Annotated in this window: 21 protein-coding genes; 9 read left to right on the forward strand and 12 right to left on the reverse strand. The window is 60.3% G+C overall.

Translation table 11 applies throughout. From position 1 onward, the window contains the following. Positions 1-156 precede the first annotated feature (156 nt). Positions 157-1,356, reverse strand: coding sequence for a tyrosine--tRNA ligase (tyrS, locus tag HX792_RS13535; RefSeq protein ID WP_065881612.1), 1,200 nt, complete (start codon positions 1,354-1,356; stop codon positions 157-159). 209 nt (positions 1,357-1,565) lie between these two features. On the opposite strand from tyrS, the gene HX792_RS13540 reads away from it, so the two are divergent. Beyond that, positions 1,566-2,969, forward strand: coding sequence for a peptidoglycan DD-metalloendopeptidase family protein (locus tag HX792_RS13540; RefSeq protein ID WP_176996583.1), 1,404 nt, complete (start codon positions 1,566-1,568; stop codon positions 2,967-2,969). Positions 2,970-2,972: 3 nt separating this feature from the next. Beyond that, positions 2,973-4,064, forward strand: a complete 1,092-nt coding sequence (locus HX792_RS13545; protein ID WP_176996584.1) for an anhydro-N-acetylmuramic acid kinase — start codon at positions 2,973-2,975, stop codon at positions 4,062-4,064. A gap of 65 nt (positions 4,065-4,129) precedes the next feature. Here HX792_RS13545 and erpA read toward each other — a convergent pair whose 3' ends face one another. Together erpA and argC are read right to left on the reverse strand one after the other, a co-directional pair. Next, positions 4,130-4,480, reverse strand: a complete 351-nt coding sequence (gene erpA, locus HX792_RS13550) for an iron-sulfur cluster insertion protein ErpA (RefSeq protein ID WP_003176443.1) — start codon at positions 4,478-4,480, stop codon at positions 4,130-4,132. Positions 4,481-4,645: 165 nt separating this feature from the next. Next, a complete protein-coding gene (argC, locus tag HX792_RS13555) occupies positions 4,646-5,680 on the reverse strand; it encodes an N-acetyl-gamma-glutamyl-phosphate reductase (protein WP_176996585.1) in 1,035 nt (344 codons plus the stop codon). A gap of 135 nt (positions 5,681-5,815) precedes the next feature. On the opposite strand from argC, the gene hemJ reads away from it, so the two are divergent. The 6 genes from hemJ (at position 5,816) to coq7 (ending at position 10,268) form a co-directional block, all read left to right on the forward strand. Then, positions 5,816-6,244: a protoporphyrinogen oxidase HemJ gene (gene hemJ / locus HX792_RS13560; protein ID WP_176996586.1), complete on the forward strand. Its 429-nt coding sequence runs from the start codon at positions 5,816-5,818 to the stop codon at positions 6,242-6,244. A 24-nt stretch (positions 6,245-6,268) separates the two neighbouring features. Then, the gene (locus HX792_RS13565) at positions 6,269-7,231 is read left to right on the forward strand and encodes a nitronate monooxygenase family protein (RefSeq protein WP_176996587.1); all 963 of its coding nucleotides are present in this window, start codon (positions 6,269-6,271) and stop codon (positions 7,229-7,231) included. Between the two features lie 68 nt (positions 7,232-7,299). Next, on the forward strand, positions 7,300-8,265 hold the full coding sequence (locus tag HX792_RS13570) for a DUF805 domain-containing protein (protein WP_176996588.1): 966 nt from the start codon (positions 7,300-7,302) through the stop codon (positions 8,263-8,265). 63 nt (positions 8,266-8,328) lie between these two features. Then, entirely contained in the window at positions 8,329-9,117 is a 789-nt protein-coding gene (locus HX792_RS13575) for an SDR family oxidoreductase (RefSeq protein WP_176996589.1), read from the forward strand. A 46-nt stretch (positions 9,118-9,163) separates the two neighbouring features. Then, on the forward strand, positions 9,164-9,502 hold the full coding sequence (locus HX792_RS13580) for a histidine triad nucleotide-binding protein (protein ID WP_010206940.1): 339 nt from the start codon (positions 9,164-9,166) through the stop codon (positions 9,500-9,502). A gap of 118 nt (positions 9,503-9,620) precedes the next feature. Continuing rightward, on the forward strand, positions 9,621-10,268 hold the full coding sequence (gene coq7, locus HX792_RS13585; RefSeq protein ID WP_176996590.1) for a 2-polyprenyl-3-methyl-6-methoxy-1,4-benzoquinone monooxygenase: 648 nt from the start codon (positions 9,621-9,623) through the stop codon (positions 10,266-10,268). Positions 10,269-10,324: 56 nt separating this feature from the next. Here the strand turns inward: coq7 and HX792_RS13590 are convergent, their stop codons facing one another. Beyond that, entirely contained in the window at positions 10,325-10,747 is a 423-nt protein-coding gene (locus HX792_RS13590) for an OsmC family protein (RefSeq protein WP_005792019.1), read from the reverse strand. A gap of 247 nt (positions 10,748-10,994) precedes the next feature. Here HX792_RS13590 and crp point away from each other — a divergent pair, with 247 nt between their 5' ends. Next, positions 10,995-11,639, forward strand: a complete 645-nt coding sequence (gene crp, locus HX792_RS13595) for a cAMP-activated global transcriptional regulator CRP (RefSeq protein WP_099585649.1) — start codon at positions 10,995-10,997, stop codon at positions 11,637-11,639. Here crp and HX792_RS13600 read toward each other — a convergent pair. The 8 genes from HX792_RS13600 to HX792_RS13635 all read right to left on the reverse strand — a co-directional run bounded on the left by HX792_RS13600 (position 11,636) and on the right by HX792_RS13635 (position 19,253). After that, complete coding sequence (locus HX792_RS13600; protein ID WP_176996591.1) at positions 11,636-12,331, reverse strand: lipoate--protein ligase family protein; 696 nt, start codon at positions 12,329-12,331, stop codon at positions 11,636-11,638. The two genes, crp and HX792_RS13600, sit on opposite strands and share 4 nt — an antisense overlap. Positions 12,332-12,483: 152 nt before the next feature. Next, positions 12,484-13,320 (reverse strand): indole-3-glycerol phosphate synthase TrpC, encoded by an 837-nt coding sequence (gene trpC / locus HX792_RS13605; RefSeq protein WP_176996592.1) that lies wholly within the window; start codon positions 13,318-13,320, stop codon positions 12,484-12,486. Beyond that, positions 13,317-14,366, reverse strand: coding sequence for an anthranilate phosphoribosyltransferase (trpD, locus tag HX792_RS13610; RefSeq protein WP_016972406.1), 1,050 nt, complete (start codon positions 14,364-14,366; stop codon positions 13,317-13,319). The genes trpC and trpD overlap by 4 nt, the downstream gene beginning before the upstream one ends. Before the next feature lie 9 nt (positions 14,367-14,375). Continuing rightward, positions 14,376-14,969 carry an aminodeoxychorismate/anthranilate synthase component II gene (locus HX792_RS13615; RefSeq protein WP_078050412.1) on the reverse strand — a complete coding sequence of 198 codons (594 nt, stop codon included), beginning with the start codon at positions 14,967-14,969 and terminating at the stop codon, positions 14,376-14,378. A gap of 10 nt (positions 14,970-14,979) precedes the next feature. Beyond that, a complete protein-coding gene (gene trpE, locus HX792_RS13620) occupies positions 14,980-16,461 on the reverse strand; it encodes an anthranilate synthase component I (protein WP_176996593.1) in 1,482 nt (493 codons plus the stop codon). 69 nt (positions 16,462-16,530) lie between these two features. Beyond that, positions 16,531-17,349, reverse strand: a complete 819-nt coding sequence (locus HX792_RS13625) for a phosphoglycolate phosphatase (protein WP_176996594.1) — start codon at positions 17,347-17,349, stop codon at positions 16,531-16,533. Continuing rightward, the gene (gene rpe, locus HX792_RS13630; protein ID WP_025857056.1) at positions 17,346-18,020 is read right to left on the reverse strand and encodes a ribulose-phosphate 3-epimerase; all 675 of its coding nucleotides are present in this window, start codon (positions 18,018-18,020) and stop codon (positions 17,346-17,348) included. The genes HX792_RS13625 and rpe overlap by 4 nt, the downstream gene beginning before the upstream one ends. A gap of 84 nt (positions 18,021-18,104) precedes the next feature. Beyond that, positions 18,105-19,253 carry an iron-containing alcohol dehydrogenase gene (locus HX792_RS13635; protein ID WP_176996595.1) on the reverse strand — a complete coding sequence of 383 codons (1,149 nt, stop codon included), beginning with the start codon at positions 19,251-19,253 and terminating at the stop codon, positions 18,105-18,107. Between the last annotated feature and the right edge of the window lie 163 nt (positions 19,254-19,416).

The following is a 19,416-nucleotide window of genomic DNA, read 5'->3' on the forward strand; positions in this document are numbered from 1 at the left end:
CTTTTTCAACTTCCTTTTGGCTCCGATGAACTGAAGCAACTTACCGTCAAAACCTACATAACCCATTGTTTACCAAGGAGTTTTCCGTTTCGACTGCGCCGGAAGTGGGGCGAATTATAGACAGATATAATTCGCCGTCAACACCTAATTTCAGCTTTATTCGGATTTGAGCGTGATACGCGCAAACGCCTTCTTCCCAGCCTGGCAAACATGGGTAGCGCCCAGCTCGTATATAAAGGTGCGATCGACAACCTCACCATCTATACGCACACCACCCGACCCCAGAAGGTCCCGCGCAACCGCCGAATTCTTAACCAGGCCCGCCTTATTAAGGACAGCCGCAATTGGCATCGCCTCAGCAGCAGACAGCTCGATCTCCGGCAGATCATCCGGCAACTCGCCATCCTTCATACGGTTGCCCGCCGCGCGGTGAGCATTGGCCGCAGCCTCTTCACCATGGAACCGCGCAACAATCTCTTCCGCCAGCTTGATCTTCACATCACGCGGATTGGCACCCGCCTCGACTTCAGCGCGCAGTGCATTGATCTCATCCATCGAGCGGAAGCTCAACAGCTCGAAGTAACGCCACATCAGCGCATCCGGAATAGAGACCAGCTTGCCGTACATCACACCCGGCGCCTCCTGGATACCTACATAGTTGCCCAACGACTTGGACATCTTCTTGACGCCATCCAACCCTTCCAACAAAGGCATGGTGAGAATGCACTGAGCTTCTTGCCCATATGCACGCTGCAGCTCACGCCCCATCAGCAAGTTGAACTTCTGATCGGTACCGCCCAGCTCAACATCCGCGCGCAAGGCTACCGAGTCATAGCCCTGAACCAGCGGATAAAGGAACTCATGGATAGCGATAGGCTGGTTAGTCGAGTAGCGCTTGTCGAAGTCATCACGCTCAAGCATCCGCGCAACGGTGTACTGAGACGTCAGGCGAATGAAGTCGGCCGGCCCCATCTGATCCATCCACGTGGAGTTGAACGCCACTTCGGTCTTGGCCGGATCGAGGATCTTGAATACCTGGGTCTTGTAGGTCTCGGCATTGTCGAGAACCTGCTCACGAGTCAACGGCGGACGCGTAGCACTCTTGCCGCTCGGATCGCCGATCATCCCCGTGAAGTCACCTATAAGGAAGATGACCTGATGCCCCAGCTCCTGGAACTGACGCAGCTTATTAATAAGCACGGTATGACCCAGGTGCAGATCCGGCGCAGTCGGGTCAAAGCCGGCTTTAATACGCAGGGGTTGGCCACGCTTGAGCTTTTCGATCAGCTCAGCTTCCACCAACAGTTCTTCCGCACCACGTTTTATCAGCGCTAGCTGCTCTTCAACCGACTTCATAACAGACCCGCAAGGCTCAGATTCAAAAGGGAACCAACCATACAAGATCAGGGACTAATTACAAGTTTTGCCCTGCGAACGGACACCGTTCAACAAGCCCAGCGTTCGCGAGCTTGCGCCACAGATGATTTGGTTATATTTTATACAGTTATTTCATCTTCATCATGTCATTCATCTTTTCCATTTCATCTTCAAAGTCAAAATTACTTATGACCACAGAACCGTCTAAAGCGCCGCCGCTTTACCCGAAGACCCACTTGCTCGCCGCAAGTGGCATCGCCGCCCTTCTCAGCCTGGCACTCCTGGTATTCCCTTCCAGTGACGTAGAAGCCAAACGAACATCCCTGAGCCTTGACCTGGAAAGTCCTGTTGAACAACTGACACAAGATCAAGACGCTTCCGACGCCCAACAAGCCACAAATGCGCCAACCGAATCGCCGTTCGCACAGATAGAAAGCACACCTGAGGACACCCAACAGGCTACCCAGGAAGCACCCGCCGCCAAGACCCCTCAACACCGCGAAGTCATCGTGGCCAAGGGCGACACGCTTTCCACCCTGTTCGAGAAGGTCGGCCTGCCCGCGGCAACCGTTAATGAGGTGCTGGCGAGCGATAAACAAGCCAAGCAGTTCACACAGCTCAAACACGGCCAGAAGCTTGAGTTCGAACTGACGCCCGACGGCCAGCTGAACAACCTGCACAGCAGTGTCAGCGACCTCGAAACCATCACCCTGACCAAGGGCGCCAAGGGTTTCGCCTTCAATCGCGTCACCACCAAACCGGTCATGCGCTCCGCTTATGTACATGGCGTGATCAACAGCTCCCTGTCGCAATCCGCCGCCCGTGCCGGCCTGTCCCACAGCATGACCATGGACATGGCCAGCGTGTTCGGATACGACATCGACTTCGCCCAGGACATCCGCCAGGGCGACGAATTCGACGTGATCTACGAGCAGAAAGTCGCCAACGGCAAGGTGGTCGGCACCGGCAACATCCTCTCGGCACGCTTCACCAACCGCGGCAAGACCTACACGGCCGTGCGCTACACCAACAAACAAGGCAACAGCAGCTACTACACGGCTGACGGCAACAGCATGCGCAAGGCCTTCATCCGCACGCCAGTGGACTTCGCTCGCATTAGCTCGCGTTTCTCCATGGGTCGCAAGCATCCAATTCTGAACAAAATCCGCGCCCACAAAGGCGTCGACTATGCCGCTCCACGCGGTACGCCGATCAAAGCAGCAGGTGACGGCAAGGTGCTGCTGGCAGGACGTCGTGGTGGCTACGGCAATACCGTAATCATCCAGCACGGCAACACCTATCGGACCCTGTATGGCCACATGCAAGGCTTCGCCAAGGGCGTGTCCACCGGCAGCAACGTGAAACAGGGCCAAGTGATCGGCTATATCGGTACCACCGGCCTGTCGACCGGCCCGCACCTGCACTACGAGTTCCAGGTCAATGGCGTCCACGTCGACCCACTGGGCCAGAAGCTGCCGATGGCTGACCCGATCGCCAAAGCAGAGCGTGCGCGTTTCCTGCAACAAAGCCAGCCGCTGATGGCACGCATGGATCAGGAACGCTCCACCCTGCTGGCTTCGGCAAAGCGTTAAGCCATGGCGCTCTATATAGGCGTGATGTCCGGGACCAGCCTCGACGGCCTGGACATTGCCCTCATCGAACAGGGCCCGGCGATCAACCTGATCGCCACGCACTACATCCCCATGCCGGACACCCTGCGCACCGAGCTGCTGAGCCTGTGCGCCAGCGGCCCGGACGAAATCGCCCGCTCCGCCATTGCCCAACAGCACTGGGTAAAACTCGCCGCCCACGGCATTCACACCTTGCTCGACCAGCAGAACCTCAAGCCCCAGACCATTCGTGCGATTGGCAGCCACGGCCAGACAATCCGCCACGAACCTGCGCGGGGCTTTACCGTCCAGATCGGCAACCCCGCGCTGCTCACGGAGCTGACCGGCATCACCGTGGTCAGCGACTTCCGCAGCCGCGATGTTGCCGCAGGCGGCCAGGGCGCACCGCTGGTCCCCGCTTTCCACGAAGCACTGTTTGGCGAGCGCACTGGTAACCGTGCGGTATTGAATGTGGGAGGTTTCAGCAACCTCAGCCTGATCGAAACCGACAAACCTGTAGCCGGTTTCGACTGCGGCCCAGGCAACGTTCTACTGGACGCCTGGATCCACCTGGTCCGCGGCGAACACTTCGACCGCGACGGTCAGTGGGCAGCCAGCGGCCATGTCGTGCCACAGTTGCTCAACGCCCTGCTCAGCGATCCGTTCTTCGTGACCAAAGGCCCGAAAAGCACCGGGCGCGAAGTGTTCAACCTGGGATGGCTGCAACAACACCTCGGGCGTTTGCCGGCATTCCCGCCACAAGATGTGCAAGCTACGTTGCTGGAACTCACCGCCCTTACCATCGTCGAGTCCCTGCAAGCGGCCCAATCCAACACCGAAACCTTGCTGGTCTGCGGCGGCGGCGCCCACAACGCCACGCTGATGCATCGCCTGGCAGCACTGCTACCTTCCACACAGGTCGCCAGCACCGCCGCTTACGGTGTAGACCCTGACTGGGTCGAGGCCATGGCCTTTGCCTGGCTGGCCCACTGCTGCCTGGAAGGCATTGCCGCCAACCGCCCCAGCGTCACCGGCGCACAAGGGCTTCGGGTACTGGGCGCGATCTACCCCGCTTAAGCCCCAGACAGCAAAACGCCGCTTGGCCTATGGAGGCCAAGCGGCGTTTTTGTATCCGCAATCGATCAGATCGAGAACGAAGACCCGCAACCACAGGTAGTGGTGGCGTTAGGGTTCTTGATCACGAAACGCGAACCCTCCAGACCTTCCTGGTAATCCACCTCGGCACCTGCCAGGTATTGGAAGCTCATCGGGTCCACGACCAGGCTTACGCCCTCGCGCTCAACGATGGTGTCGTCATCGGCCACATCTTCATCGAAGGTAAAACCGTACTGAAACCCTGAACAACCGCCGCCCGTAACAAATACGCGCAGCTTCAAGCGATCATTACCCTCTTCATCGACCAGGCTCTTCACCTTGTGCGCAGCACCGTGGGTGAATTGCAAAGCCGTGGGGGTGAAGGATTCAACGCTCATGCTGATAATCTCCCGGCGTACCGCCGCCATATGCGTAATGGCGGGCATTATCCGCTTCTCCTAGAAAAGCGGTCAACTATTGTTACGGTATATCAATCGGCGTTGCCGCCATTAAAAACACAAAAGGCCCGATCAACGGGCCTTTTGCTGAGCGGCTAAACAGCCTTAAGGCAGCATGCCCGCGTGGGACAGGCCCAGCTTCTCATCCAGGCCGAACAGGATGTTCATGTTCTGCACCGCCTGGCCCGACGCGCCCTTGACCAGGTTGTCGATCACCGACAACACCACCACCAGGTCGCCATCCTGCGGACGGTGCACGGCAATCCGGCACACGTTGGCGCCGCGCACGCTGCGCGTTTCCGGGTGGCTGCCAGCCGGCATCACGTCGACGAACGGCTCATTGGCATAACGCTTTTCAAACAACGCCTGCAGGTCGACCGAGCGATCCACCACGGTTGCGTACAACGTGGAGTGAATGCCACGGATCATCGGGGTCAGGTGCGGCACGAAGGTCAGACCCACGTCCTTGCCCGCGGCGCGGCGCAAGCCCTGGCGGATTTCCGGCAAGTGACGGTGCCCTTTTACCGCATAGGCCTTCATGCTTTCCGACGTCTCGGAATACAGCGAACCCACCGCAGCACCACGGCCGGCACCGCTGACACCCGACTTGCAGTCGGCGATCAGGCGCGAAGTGTCCGCCAACCCAGCTTCCAGCAATGGCAGGAAACCAAGCTGGGTAGCCGTTGGATAGCAACCCGGCACCGCGATCAGGCGCGCTTGCTTGATCTGCTCACGATTGACTTCCGGCAAGCCATACACGGCTTCTTCCAACAACTGCGGCGCACCGTGAGGCTGGCCGTACCACCTGGCCCACTCATCGGCGTCTTGCAGGCGGAAGTCCGCCGACAGGTCGATCACCTTGGTGCCAGCCGCCAGCAGTTCACCTGCCAACGCATGGGCAACACCGTGCGGCGTAGCAAAGAACACCACATCACAGGCGCCAAGAGTCTTGATGTCCGGAACGCTGAATGCCAGGCCGTCGTAGTGGCCTCGCAGGTTCGGGTACATATCAGCAACGGCCAGCCCGGCCTCGGATCGGGAAGTGATGACCACCACCTCAGCTTGCGGATGCTGAGCCAACAGACGCAGCAATTCGACACCGGTGTAACCCGTGCCGCCGACGATACCGACCTTGACCATAAACCTGCCCTCAACGAACCCACTGGAAAGCCGTCGATAATAGGGGCCGCATCGTCCTGCGACAACCGTCAACGTGACGTACGGGCGCATGAGCCACTACTATCGTGGCTACCGTGAACCTGGGAATAACTAAAAATGCTTTATCTATGGGTCAAAGCCTTCCACATCATCAGCATCGTCTGCTGGTTTGCCGGGCTGTTCTACCTGCCACGCCTGTTCGTCTACCACGCCCAAAGCGAAGACACCGTCAGCAAGGAACGCTTCAGCCTCATGGAGCGCAAGCTGTACCGCGGCATCATGGGCCCGGCGATGGTTGCGGCACTGATCTTCGGCGGCTGGCTGATCTACCTCAACCCGAGCATCTTTCATTCGGGCGGCTGGATCCACGCCAAGCTGACCCTCGTGGTACTGCTCATCGGCTACCACCACATGTGCGGCGCGCAGGTAAAACGCTTCGCCCGTGGCGAAAACACCCGCAGCCATGTCTTTTATCGCTGGTTCAATGAAGTGCCCGTTCTGATATTGCTGGCTATCGTAATTTTGGTCGTGGTCAAACCGTTCTAACTTCAATCACACGGGGTACCTCCAATGTCGCTGCCCGCTCTGCTTGAACAACGTCTGCGCCTGCCCGTGGTGGCGGCGCCGATGTTCCTGATTTCCAACCCGCAACTGGTCCTGGCGTGCTGTCGCAATGGAGTGGTGGGGAGCTTTCCCGCCCTCAACCAGCGCGAAAGCAGCGGCTTCAAGGCCTGGCTGGAAGAAATCGAGGCGGGCCTGGCACAGCTGGACACCCCCGCGCCATATGCCGTCAATTTGATTGTGCATAACAGCAACCCACGGCTGGAGGCCGACCTGGCGATCTGCGTCGAGCACAAAGTGCCGATCGTCATCACCAGCCTGGGCGCTGTGAAGGAACTGGTCGACGCCGTCCACAGCTACGGCGGCCTGGTGTTCCATGACGTCACCACCCGACGCCATGCCGAAAAAGCCGCCGAGGCCGGTGTCGATGGCCTGATCGCCGTCGCAGCGGGCGCCGGTGGCCATGCGGGCACCTGGAGCCCGTTTTCCCTGATTGCCGAGATTCGTCAGTTCTTCGACAAGACCTTGCTGCTGGCCGGTTGCCTCAACCATGGCCACGAGATCCTCGCCGCTCAACTGCTCGGCGCCGACCTCGCCTATTTCGGCACACGCTTTATCGGTACCACCGAAAGCCACGCCCCGGATGCGTATAAAGAGATGCTGCTCACATCGCGCGCCGCCGACATCGTGCACACTCCCGCAGTCTCCGGCGTGCCCGCAAGCTTCATGCGCCAGAGCCTGGAAAACGCCGGTTTTGACCTCGCCGCCCTACAGGGCAAGGGCGAAGTCAACTTCGGTTCCAAGCTCAAGCCGTTGAGCGACGAGGCCAAGGCGTGGAAGACTGTATGGTCTGCCGGCCAAGGCGTCGGTGAGATTGATGATTTGCCCAGCGTCGATGAACTGATTGCCCGCCTGGATGCCGAATACCGCAAGGCACGCGAGCAAGCAGCACAATTGCGCTGGCCACGCTGACCCAACCGCAAGGCCTGCCAACCGAGCAGGCCTGCCCCCCCTCCCAGACAAGTGACAAGGATGCCCGCATGAGCGACAACCGTTTCAAGATTGTGTTTGACGGAGCCTTGCTCCCGGGTGTCGAAAGCACCACTGCCAAACTGAACCTCGCCGAACTGTTCAAGAGCGACGTGGGCGCCATCGAAAAGCTGTTTACCGGTCGCCCGGTCGCGCTCAAGCGTGACCTTTCCCGTTCTGACGCTGAAACCTACCTCACCGCACTGAAAAACGCCGGCATCGATGCGCGTATCGAAGCCGAACAACCCGTGGCCTTCAGCCTGGCAGAAGCCCACGAGACCGATTCCGGCTCCGCTAGTTATTCACGCCCCGCCGCATCGCCCTACGCGCCACCCCGCGCGGCCGTCGGTGATAACGGGGCAGAATTCTCGACACTCAAGGTGTTCACCATCCATGGCCGTATCGGCCGCCTGCGCTACCTGGCGTGGACACTGGTGTTGACCCTTGCAATGCTCGTAGCGGGCGGCATTATCAGCACCGTCAGCTTTGCCGTGGCGACCGCTTCGCCGACGTTGGGCGCCATTATTGGTGTGCTGCTGGGCTTGGCACTGTGTGTGGCGATTGTTTGGGTCAGCGTGCAAATCGGAGTGCAACGACTACATGACTTGGGCTGGTCCGGCTGGCTGTGGCTCTTGCATCTGGTGCCACTGGTAAACAGCGTCTTCCCTATCCTGCTGCTGGTATTGCCGGGTAACGCTGGTGCCAACCAATATGGCGCGCCACCACCGCGTAACTCCACGGCAGTAAAAGTCTTGGCCGCCCTGTGGCTCGCGTTTATTCCACTGATGTTCGGCCTTTTGCTGACGCTGGGTATGAACGGCTACCTGAACCAACTCGAAGCCAATATGGACAGCAGCTATGAAAGCAGCTCCATCACCTCCGATGACGCCACCGATCAAAGCGTCACCGTTGATGAAGAAGAGCGCGCGCAAAGTGCTGACGACACAGCCGAACCTGTAGACTCTCCAGAACAGTGAAGAAACGCCCGTCGCCTGTGATGCCTCTGTCACAGGCCCGGTAGCGTTGCGATGGAGAAAGGCATGACCCGTTACGCTCTGATCACCGGTGCCTCCAGCGGCATCGGCCTGGCCTTGGCCGAAGCACTGGCCCGTCGCGGCCGCAGCTTGATTCTGGTGGCCCGCCAGCGTGATCAGTTGGAAAGCATTGCAATCGAATTGACCCAACGGTTTGGCGTCGAAGTGCTGTTTCGGGCCTGCGACCTGGGCGAGCCGCTGCGCTTGTCCGGTTTTCTGCTGGAGCTTGAAGAGGGCGAGCGGCAGATCGACCTGTTGGTCAACTGCGCCGGTATCGGCACCAGCGGGCCGTTCCTGGCCCAGGACTGGATGACCGAACAGGACCTGATCGAAGTCAACATCCTGGCCCTGACCCGTATGTGTCATGCCCTGGGCAACGCGATGGCACTGCAGGGGGGCGGGCAGATCCTCAACGTGGCCTCGGTTGCAGCCTTTCAACCCGGCCCGTGGATGAGCAGCTACTACGCCAGCAAGGCGTATGTACTGCACTTCTCCGAAGGCCTGCGCGAAGAGCTGAAGACCTGTGGCATCAAGGTCTCGGTGCTCTGCCCCGGCCCAACGCGCACTGCTTTCTTCGGCACGGCACAGATGGACACCGCCAAGCTCGACGCCAGCGAAAAGCTGATGAGCCCCGAGGAAGTGGCGCTCTACACCGTGCGCGCGCTGGAAAAGAACAAAGCCATCATCATTCCCGGCCGACGCAACCGCTGGATCACTTTCAGCCCACGACTCAGCCCGCGCTGGCTGACACGCAAGATCGCCGGCGCCATCAACAAGGCCTATTGCCCGCGCTGAACGCCTGGGTACACTCATCCTGCACTTTCATAATGGAGAAACAGCTGTGGATACTCTGTTCACCAAGATCATCAACAGAGAAATACCTGCGGACATCATCTACGAAGACGACCAGGTCCTGGCCTTCAAGGATATTCATCCAGCGGCGCCAGTGCATTTCCTGGTCATTCCGAAGAAACACATCCCGACCCTCAACGACCTGACCGAGGAAGACAAAGCCCTGGCCGGTCATATCCTGTTCACCGCCCAGCGCCTGGCCGTGGAACAAGGCTGCGAGGAAGGTTTCCGCGTGGTGATGAACTGCAACCCGAAAGGCGGGCAGACCGTTTATCACATCCATATGCACGTGCTGGGTCAGCGCCAAATGAACTGGCCTCCGGGCTGATCACCCTTTGGGCGGCGGTCGCGGCCTGCAGGCTGCGACCCTATGCCCTTGACTCAGCGCAAACGCTCGCCCTTCTCTTGCGGTAAACTGGCCGCCGAGATTCTTCCCGGAGGTCAGCATGACTACCCAACGTCACTACTCGCCGATTGATCGTCTGTTGCTGCAAGCCGACATGGCCATGCGCACGTTGTTGCCGTTCAGCGGCCAACCGTACCGCCCGTCGCCCGCCATCGTGCAGCCCGACGCACAGTTGAGCGAGACCGACACCCGCCATGTCGCCGGCCTGATGCGCATCAACCATACCGGTGAAGTCTGTGCCCAGGCGCTGTATCAAGGCCAGGCCCTGACGGCGAAGTTGCCGCAAGTGCGCGCAGCCATGGAGCATGCCGCCGAAGAAGAGATCGACCACCTGGCCTGGTGCGAACAACGCATTCGCCAGCTCGGTAGCCATCCCAGCGTGCTGAACCCACTGTTCTATGGCTTGTCGTTCGGCATCGGCGCCGCCGCCGGCTTGATCAGCGACAAAGTCAGCCTGGGTTTTGTCGCCGCCACCGAGCATCAAGTGTGCAAGCACCTGGATGAACACCTCGAGCAACTGCCCGCCGAAGACGAAAAGTCCCGGGCAATTCTTGAGCAGATGCGCATCGACGAAGAACACCACGCAGAAAGCGCGCTGGATGCTGGCGGCTTCCGTTTCCCGGCGCCGGTGAGGTTTGGCATGAGCCTGTTGGCCAAGGTCATGACTAAAAGCACATACCGAATCTGAGCCGAAAAAAAGGGCGCTTTCACAGCGCCCTTTCTTTTTGCCGGCAGATCGTGTGATCAGCCCAATTCGATGATTTCGTAATCATGGGTGATGGCCACGCCAGCCGCACCCAGCATGATCGACGCCGAGCAATACTTCTCGGCCGACAGCTCGATAGCACGCTTGACCTGGGCTTCCTTCAACGCCCGGCCCTTCACCACAAAATGCATGTGGATCTTGGTGAACACCTTGGGGTCTTCAGTGGCGCGCTCGGCTTCCAGGAAGGCCTCGCAGCTTTCCACGGCCTGGCGGGATTTCTTCAGGATGCTGACCACGTCGAAATTGCTGCAACCGCCCACGCCAAGCAGGAGCATTTCCATCGGGCGTACGCCCAGGTTTCGGCCACCGGCTTCCGGCGGGCCGTCCATGACCACCACATGGCCACTGCCCGACTCACCGAGGAACATGGCTTCGCCCGCCCATTGGATGCGTGCCTTCATCGCCCAGACTCCACTGCTAAAAAAGGGTCGCCAGCTTAGCACAGGGTCAGATCGCTACAGCGTTTCCCATCAAAGCGATCAATAGCAGTCTTTCCCCAGTAAATTGGCTAATCGAGTCAGAATGTGTCTGGTAAGCTGGCGCCAGCGAAATGGCGCATTGCCATCCTTTGTACAGCGTGTATCAATGCCGATACCTCTGGATAAAAACAACTCCAACCACACCGTGCAGTCTTTTCGGGATACAACCATGGTTGCTCTTACTCCCATACCCAAGATCAAGAATCTCGACAAACTGTTGATGCACTGCCAGCGTCGCCGCTACCCCGCCAAGCACAACATCATCTGCGCGGGGGAGCGTTCCGAAACACTGTTCTTCATTATCAAAGGTTCGGTCACCATCCTGATCGAGGATGAAGACGGCCGCGAGATGATCATCGCCTACCTGAACACCGGCGATTTCTTCGGGGAACTAGGCCTGTTCGAACAAGCCGGCAAAGAGCAGGAGCGCAGTGCCTGGGTACGGGCCAAAGTCGAGTGCGAAGTGGCCGAAATCAGCTACACGAAGTTTCGTGAACTGGCCCAGCACGATCCCGACATCCTGTATGCCCTGAGCGGCCAGATTGCCCAGCGCCTGCGCGACACCACCCGCAAAGTGGGCGACCTGGCATTCTTTGATGTCACCGGGCGTGTAGCTCGCTGCCTGCTGGAGTTGTGCAAGCAGCCCGACGCAATGACCCACCCCGACGGCATGCAGATCAAAGTCACACGCCAGGAAATCGGGCGCATTGTCGGCTGTTCGCGGGAAATGGTCGGGCGCGTGCTCAAGGACCTGGAAGAACGCAACCTGGTGCACGTCAAAGGCAAGACGATGGTGGTGTTCGGGACGCGTTAACCCGGCAGGAACCCGGCCAGCATCGTACGGTACAGCTCATCCAGCCGACTGATTGCATCCGGTGCCGGGAAGGCTTCGTGCAAGGCGATATGGCTGGCGGCGCGAACACGCTGGTCGAGACCGCAGGCTTCATTGAAGCGATTGACCGCCGCGATCAGTTCTTCACGGTCGTTTTCCAACAGCAATGCGCCGTGGATCAGGCCCACCGGGCGCCCGCCGCTTTGTCGCCAACGCTGTGCGGTGCCGACCATCTTGCGGCCATTGAGGTTGACGTTGTAACGGCCATCGCAAAACGCCCCGTCGATTTCGCCAACGGACGCATCGCCGCCCAACTCGATCAGCAAGTCGCAGATCGGCTGGCACAAGCGCAGGTAACCGGTTTCGATACGCCCCTGGTCGCCTTCGCTGCGCGGCGGCGCGTAGACCAGCGCGATATTGACCGTGGCACTCGACTGCGGCACCGGCTCACCCCCGGTTTCCCGCAGCAATACGGGCCAACCGGCATCGGCTGAAACCTGACTGGCAGCGTCGAAGGCCGGCAGACGGCTCAAGCGACGCGGCATGACGAGGGCTTGATCGATGGGTTGCCAGAACAGCAGGCCGAACTCCTGTTCGCCTGCGCAAACGGCGGCCAACAGGGTTTGCTCGGCGGCAAGGCCTGCTTCAACCGTCATCCTTACTGGCTTAACCATCAACACCTGCCTCCCTGAACAAACACAATGCCCCTGTAGGAGCCGGCTTGCCGGCGATCGCATCACTTAGGTGCCATAGAAACACCGAGGTGTCTGCATCGCAGGCAAGCCAGCTCCCACAAAAGCCAGCCCCCACAGTTATCGCGTTTCGATCAGTCTAATGTAGAGCCGCTGACCGCCACACCACGCTCCGGGAAGAACAGGCGCTGCAATTCCGCCCCCGGGTTCTCGGCGCGCATGAAGGTCTCGCCCACCAGGAATGAATACACCCCACTGATTTCCATCAGCTCGACATCGGCACGGTTGACGATGCCACTCTCGGTGATCACCAAACGGTCGCGCGGGATGCGCGGCAGCAGGTCGAGGGTGTTTTCCAGGCTCACTTCGAAGGTGTGCAGGTTACGGTTGTTGACCCCCACCAGCGGCGTGTCGAGGGTTTTCAGTGCGCGCTCCAGCTCATCGCCGTCGTGCACTTCCACCAGCACATCCAGGCCGACACTTTTGGCCACGGCCGCCAGCTCGGCCATCTTCACGTCGTCCAGTGCGGAGACGATCAGCAGCACGCAATCGGCGCCCAGGGCACGGGCTTCGACGATCTGGTACGGGTCAACCATGAAATCCTTGCGGATCACCGGCAACTTGCACGCAGCGCGGGTCTGCTGCAGGAACAGGTCGGAACCCTGGAAGTAATCGATGTCGGTCAGCACTGACAGGCAAGTTGCGCCGCCCTTCTCATAGCTGGCGGCAATTTCTGCCGGTACGAAGTGCTCGCGGATCACACCTTTGCTCGGCGAGGCTTTTTTCACCTCGGCAATTACGGCCGGCTGCTTGAGCTTGGCCTGGGCAATCAGCGCATTGGCGAAACCACGTGGCGCATCAGCAAGCTTCGCCTGGCTTTCCAGCTCGGCCAAACTTACGCGGGCACGGCGCTCAGCGACTTCTTCGGCTTTGCGGGCCAGGATCTTTTCCAGAACGGTCGGCACACTCATCCTTCATTCTCCATCTTGAACACCGCAGTAAAGGCACCCAGTTCTTCGAGCTTTTCGCGAGCGAGCCCGGTGTGCAATGCATCGTGAGCGAGGGCCACGCCCTCCTTAAGACTGTAGGCGTGATCGGCGGCATACAGCGCCGCACCGGCATTGAGCACAATCATTTCTGCCGCTTTCTGGCCATTTTCGGTCTTGCGACGCCCCAGGGCATCGCGGATCAGCTCCAGCGAGGCGGCCGGGCTTTCCACCGACAGACCGTGCAGGCTCTGGCTCTTCATGCCCAGATCTTCTGGCTCGACCCAATATTCGGTGACCTGGTCATTCTTCAGCTCCGCGACAAAGGTCGGCGCCGCCAGGCTGAATTCGTCCAGGCCATCCTTGGAATGCACCACCAGCACATGCTTGCTACCCAGGCGCTGCAAGACTTCGGCCAATGGCCGGCACAGTGCCTGGCTGAACACGCCCACCACCTGGTGCTTCACGCCGGCCGGATTCGTAAGCGGGCCGAGCATGTTGAACAGGGTGCGCAGGCCAAGGTCCTTGCGTGGACCGGCAGCGTGCTTCATCGCGCCATGGTGGGATTGGGCAAACATAAAGCCGATACCGACGCTGTCAATGCAGCGTGCCACTTGCACCGGGGTCAGGTTCAGGTAGATGCCCGCCGCTTCCAGCAAGTCGGCACTGCCGCTCTTGCCGGATACGGCACGGTTGCCGTGCTTGGCCACGGTGCAACCCGCCGCCGCCACCACAAAAGAAGACGCCGTCGACACGTTGAAGATGTTCGCACCGTCACCGCCGGTGCCCACCACATCCACCACGCCGTCGAGGGTGTTGAGTTCGACCTTGTCCGCCAGCTCGCGCATCACCGACACAGCACCGACGATCTCGTCGATGCTCTCGCTCTTCATGCGCATCGCCATCATGAACGCGCCGATCTGCGCGTCGGTGCATTGACCGGTCATGATTTCGCGCATCACATCGCTCATTTCAGCGGTGCTCAGGTCCAGATGGCCGACGATACGGCTCAGGGCAGTCTTGATATCCATGGAAAGTCCTTAGCGCGTGCCGCCGCTCTGCTTGAGAAAGTTGGCGAACAGCTCGTAGCCCTGCTCGGTCAGGATCGACTCGGGGTGAAATTGCACCCCCTCGATGTTCAGTGTCTTGTGGCGCAGGCCCATGATCTCGTCGACCGAGCCGTCTTCCAGCTGGGTCCAGGCGGTCAGCTCCAGGCATTCCGGCAAGGTTTCGCGCTTGACCACCAACGAATGGTAGCGGGTCACGGTCACCGGCAAGTTAAGCCCATGGAATACGCCCAGATCATGATGAAATACCGGGCTGGTCTTGCCGTGCATCACCTGGCGCGCACGCACCACGTCACCGCCAAAGGCCTGGCCGATGGACTGGTGGCCCAGGCACACACCCAGGATCGGCAACTTGCCGGCGAAATACTTGATCGCCTCCAGGGAAATGCCCGCCTCGGTCGGCGTGCACGGGCCTGGAGAAACCACGATGCGCTCCGGGTTCAGAGCGGCGATCTCGGCCACGGTCAGTTCGTCGTTGCGCACCACCTTGACCTCGGCACCCAGCTCGCCCAGGTACTGCACAACGTTGTAGGTAAAGGAGTCGTAGTTATCAATCATCAGCAACATGGGGCAAACCTCAGGAATTGGGAGTCTGTTCAGCCAGCGCTACAGCGCGGAACATCGCGCGGCGCTTGTTCAGGGTTTCTTCCCATTCGAGGGCCGGCACCGAGTCGGCGACGATCCCGCCACCGGCCTGTACGTGCAGTTCCCCGTCCTTGATCACGGCCGTGCGGATCGCAATGGCTGTATCCATGTTGCCGTTCCAGGCGAAATACCCCACGGCCCCGCCGTAGACACCTCGCTTGACCGGTTCCAGCTCGTCGATGATTTCCATCGCGCGAATTTTCGGCGCACCCGACAAGGTGCCCGCCGGCAGAATCGCACGCAGTGCATCCATCGCCGTCAAGCCTGCCTTCAGCTCGCCAGTGACGTTGGACACGATGTGCATCACGTTGGAGTAACGCTCGATGACCATCTTCTCGGTGAGCTTCACCGAACCGATTTCCGAGACGCGCCCGGTATCGTTGCGGCCCAGGTCGATGAGCATCAGGTGCTCGGCGATCTCTTTATCGTCGCTGAGCAGGTCTTCTTCCAGTGCCTGGTCGGCCTCTTCGGTCGCGCCACGGGGGCGAGTACCGGCAATCGGGCGCACGGTGATCAGGTTGTCTTCGACCCGCACCAGCACTTCCGGCGAGCTGCCCACCACGTGGAAGTCACCAAAGTTGAAGAAGTACATGTACGGCGTCGGGTTGAAGCAGCGCAGCGCGCGGTACAGATCGATCGGCGCGGCCTTGAAGTCGATGGACATACGCTGCGACGGCACCACCTGCATGCAGTCACCGGCGAGGATGTATTCCTTGATGGTGTCGACGGCGCGCTCGTAGTCATCCTGGGTAAAGCTGGAGCGGAACACCGGGTCGGCGGCCGGTGGACGGCTGAGGTCCAGGCCACGGCGTGGGGTGATCGGCTGGCGCAGCTTTTCCAGCAAGGCTTCGAGGCTGGCCTGGCCCTGTTCGAACGCATCCGCCTGGGCCGGGTCGGCCAGCACAATGGCGTGCATTTTGCCGGCAAGGTTATCGAACACCACCACCGCGTCGGACACCATCAGCAGAATGTCCGGCACACCCAGCGGGTCAGGGTTCGGGCATTTGCCCAAACGCTTTTCCACATAGCGCACGCAGTCATAACCGAAATACCCCACCAGGCCGCCGTTGAAGCGCGGCAGGCCAGGGATGGTCGGCACGTTGTAGCGCGCCTTGAAGGTTTCGACGAACGCCAGCGGGTCTTCTACGTCGTGGCTTTCGATCTCGACGCCATCATGGGTGATGCTCACATGGTGGTCGTGCACCCGCAGAACGGTGCGGCACGGCAAGCCGATGATCGAGTAACGGCCCCACTTCTCGCCGCCCTGTACCGATTCGAGCAGGTAGGAGTTGGGCTCGTCAGCCAGTTTCAGGTAGATCGACAGCGGCGTGTCGAAGTCGGCCAGGGTTTCGCAGGCCAGGGGAATGCGGTTATAGCCGGCAGCGGCCAAACGCAGGAATTCTTCGCGGATCATGTGTGCCTCGTGGCTTGAGGGTCTAACAGTCAGGTATGCAAACGTGCCGCAGAGCGCGGCCAGGATCAGTCAGGCGCGCCAACGCCAGCGGGCCAGGGCCTTGATGACTTTCATCCAGAGTTTGCGAGTGACCACCACGATGGAATTTCCAGAAGGGGACGGATCGATGTCGGGCAACGTTATCTCAGCGCCAGCTCCCAAGCAACCGGGGATTAACAGTCGCAGGTCGTCAATCACCAGCGCTGGTGATTCTTCGGCGATCGGTCGGCCGTGGTTATAGCCGTAACTGAGCGCCACACACTGCACGCCAGCGGCCTTTGCTGCCAGCACATCACTGCGCGAATCGCCGACGAACAAGGACTGGGAGGCCGGGATATTGGCCATCTTCATCACAAAGAACAGCGCCGCCGGGTCAGGCTTTTTCTGCGGCAAGGTATCGCCGCCAATGATCCAGCGGAAATACCGGCCGATTTTCATCTGATCCAACAGCGGCGCGACAAAACGCTCCGGCTTGTTGGTGATCAGGGCCATTTCCACGCCCTGTTTGTGCAGCCATTTGAGGGTGTCGCGCACGCCGGGGTAAACCACCGTCAGTTCGTGGCCGTCCTCATAGGCGGCGTTGAACAGTTCCAAAGCATGCTCGGCCTCCACGTCATCGACACCTTCGGCATCGATGTGGTTGGCCAGGGCGCGGCGCACCAGCATGTGCACGCCGTTGCCCACCCACTCACGCACTGACTCAATCCCCGCAGGCTTGCGCCCCAGCTTGAGCAGCATCTCGTCCACCGCCGCCGCCAGGTCTGGCACCGAGTCGATCAAGGTACCGTCCAGATCGAACATCACCAGCCGTGGCAGTTTGCCGGGGAACAGCTGCTCAAAGCCGCTCATGGACGTGCCAGCGCCAGTTCGGCGCGCATCTTGTCGATGACTTCCTGGTAGTCCGGCGCGTTGAAGATCGCCGAGCCGGCCACAAAGGTGTCGGCGCCAGCGGCCGCGATTTCGCGGATGTTGTTGACGTTGACCCCACCGTCGATTTCCAAACGGATGTCACGGCCCGACGCATCGATCAGCGCGCGTGCTTCGCGCAGCTTGTTCAGCGTGCCGGGGATGAACTTCTGCCCGCCGAAACCCGGGTTGACGCTCATCAGCAGGATCATGTCGACCTTGTCCATCACGTACTCAAGCACGCTCAGCGGAGTGGCCGGGTTGAACACCAGGCCGGCCTTGCAGCCACCCTCGCGGATCAGTTGCAGGGTACGGTCGACGTGCAGCGAGGCTTCCGGGTGGAAGGTGATGTAGGTGGCGCCGGCTTCGACGAAGTCGCCGATGATGCGGTCCACCGGGCTGACCATCAGGTGTGCGTCGATCGGCGCGGTGATGCCGTACTTGCGCAGCGCCGCGCAGACCATCGGGCCGATGGTCAGGTTGGGCACGTAGTGGTTGTCCATGACATCGAAGTGCACGAAGTCGGCACCGGCGGCCAGTACCTTGTCCACTTCCTCACCCAGGCGGGCGAAATCGGCGGAGAGAATCGATGGAGCAATGACGAAGGGCTGCATGACGCACCTTTTTTGAGCTAAATCACGATGGCGCGCATTGTATACCTCATGCTTTGCTGCGCGCACCGTGACCTAACTCAACGGTTAGTAAGCGGCCCGGTAGATTTTCTCGATATCGGCCGCACTCAGCTTGCGCGGGTTATTGCGCATCAGGCGCTCGATACCCGCCGCTTCCGTGGCCATGGCCGGGATGGCCTCCTCCGGCACACCAAAGCTGCGCAGCCCGGCGGGGATCTCCACTGCGGCACACAGTCGCGTCATCGCCTCGACGGCTTGATCGGCGGCATCGTTGACGCTTAAACCCGTGACATTCACCCCCATCGCCTGGGCGATGTCTTGCATGCGCTCCACGCAAGCCAGCTTGTTCCAATGCATCACATACGGCAGCAACAGCGCATTGCTCACGCCGTGGGCGATGTTGAAACGCCCGCCCAGCGGATACGCCAACGCATGCACCGCGCCGACCCCAGCATTGCCGAAGGCCATACCGGCCATCAGGCTGGCGGTGGCCATGTCGTCTCGGGCCTGCAGGTTGGCCGGGTTGGCGTAGGCCTTGGGCAACGCACTGGCAATCAGCTTGATCGCGCCGATGGCCAAGGCATCGGTGATCGGCGAGGCATTCAGCGACAGGTAGGATTCGATGGCATGCACCAACGCATCCACGCCACTCGCGGCAGTGACGCTGCGCGGGCAGGTCAGGGTCATCTGCGGGCTGATCAGCGCCACGTCCGGCAGCAGGTAATCGCTGACGATGCCTTTTTTGAGTTGCGCGGCCTTGTCGGAGAGGATCGCCACATTGGTCACCTCCGAGCCGGTGCCGGCGGTGGTCGGGATCGCGATCAGCGGCGGGCCCTTGCGCGGCACCTGGTCGACGCCGAACAGGTCCGCCAGCGCGCCGTGATAACCGGCGTAGGCCGCCACGCTCTTGGCGATGTCGATGGCACTGCCGCCGCCCACGCCGATCAGGCCGTCATGCCCACCTTCGCGGTACACGCGCATGCAGTCTTCGACGATGGCGATTTCGGGGTCGGGCAGCACGCGGTCGAAAATTTCGTAAGTGCGCTCGCCCAGGTGTTCGAGGGCCAATGCCACGGTGCCGGATTTAACTAGCGCGGCATCGGTGACAATCAACGGGTTGTCCACATCCAGGCGGGCGAGTTCGACAGCCAGTTGTTCGATGGCGCCAGCGCCGGTGAGCAGTTTGTGGGCGATCTTGAATGAGGAAGTACTCATGTGCGCGGCCTCTTATTCAGAAATGGGCTGGCACAAGAGTAGCTGTCTGTGGCGTGTTGTCAGCTATTCAGCGAGTGAATACGGAGGCAATTCAAAGTGGGCACGGTCAATGTGGGAGCTGGCTTGCCTGCGATAGCGGTGTGTCAGTGCCAGATGAACAAGC

Origin of the sequence: Pseudomonas sp. B6002 (assembly GCF_013385985.1) — a bacterium.
Classification (GTDB): Bacteria; Pseudomonadota; Gammaproteobacteria; order Pseudomonadales; family Pseudomonadaceae; genus Aquipseudomonas.

Bases quoted from the DNA above. Each gene is read 5' to 3' on its own strand.
- tyrS (WP_065881612.1), bottom strand. From the start codon at position 1,356: ATGAAGTCGGTTGAAGAGCAGCTAGCGCTGATAAAACGTGGTGCGGAA.
- HX792_RS13540 (WP_176996583.1), top strand. From the start codon at position 1,566: ATGACCACAGAACCGTCTAAAGCGCCGCCGCTTTACCCGAAGACCCAC.
- HX792_RS13545 (WP_176996584.1), top strand. From the start codon at position 2,973: ATGGCGCTCTATATAGGCGTGATGTCCGGGACCAGCCTCGACGGCCTG.
- erpA (WP_003176443.1), bottom strand. From the start codon at position 4,480: ATGAGCGTTGAATCCTTCACCCCCACGGCTTTGCAATTCACCCACGGT.
- argC (WP_176996585.1), bottom strand. From the start codon at position 5,680: ATGGTCAAGGTCGGTATCGTCGGCGGCACGGGTTACACCGGTGTCGAA.
- hemJ (WP_176996586.1), top strand. From the start codon at position 5,816: ATGCTTTATCTATGGGTCAAAGCCTTCCACATCATCAGCATCGTCTGC.
- HX792_RS13565 (WP_176996587.1), top strand. From the start codon at position 6,269: ATGTCGCTGCCCGCTCTGCTTGAACAACGTCTGCGCCTGCCCGTGGTG.
- HX792_RS13570 (WP_176996588.1), top strand. From the start codon at position 7,300: ATGAGCGACAACCGTTTCAAGATTGTGTTTGACGGAGCCTTGCTCCCG.
- HX792_RS13575 (WP_176996589.1), top strand. From the start codon at position 8,329: ATGACCCGTTACGCTCTGATCACCGGTGCCTCCAGCGGCATCGGCCTG.
- coq7 (WP_176996590.1), top strand. From the start codon at position 9,621: ATGACTACCCAACGTCACTACTCGCCGATTGATCGTCTGTTGCTGCAA.
- HX792_RS13590 (WP_005792019.1), bottom strand. From the start codon at position 10,747: ATGAAGGCACGCATCCAATGGGCGGGCGAAGCCATGTTCCTCGGTGAG.
- crp (WP_099585649.1), top strand. From the start codon at position 10,995: ATGGTTGCTCTTACTCCCATACCCAAGATCAAGAATCTCGACAAACTG.
- HX792_RS13600 (WP_176996591.1), bottom strand. From the start codon at position 12,331: ATGGTTAAGCCAGTAAGGATGACGGTTGAAGCAGGCCTTGCCGCCGAG.
- trpC (WP_176996592.1), bottom strand. From the start codon at position 13,320: ATGAGTGTGCCGACCGTTCTGGAAAAGATCCTGGCCCGCAAAGCCGAA.
- trpD (WP_016972406.1), bottom strand. From the start codon at position 14,366: ATGGATATCAAGACTGCCCTGAGCCGTATCGTCGGCCATCTGGACCTG.
- HX792_RS13615 (WP_078050412.1), bottom strand. From the start codon at position 14,969: ATGTTGCTGATGATTGATAACTACGACTCCTTTACCTACAACGTTGTG.
- trpE (WP_176996593.1), bottom strand. From the start codon at position 16,461: ATGATCCGCGAAGAATTCCTGCGTTTGGCCGCTGCCGGCTATAACCGC.
- HX792_RS13625 (WP_176996594.1), bottom strand. From the start codon at position 17,349: ATGAGCGGCTTTGAGCAGCTGTTCCCCGGCAAACTGCCACGGCTGGTG.
- rpe (WP_025857056.1), bottom strand. From the start codon at position 18,020: ATGCAGCCCTTCGTCATTGCTCCATCGATTCTCTCCGCCGATTTCGCC.
- HX792_RS13635 (WP_176996595.1), bottom strand. From the start codon at position 19,253: ATGAGTACTTCCTCATTCAAGATCGCCCACAAACTGCTCACCGGCGCT.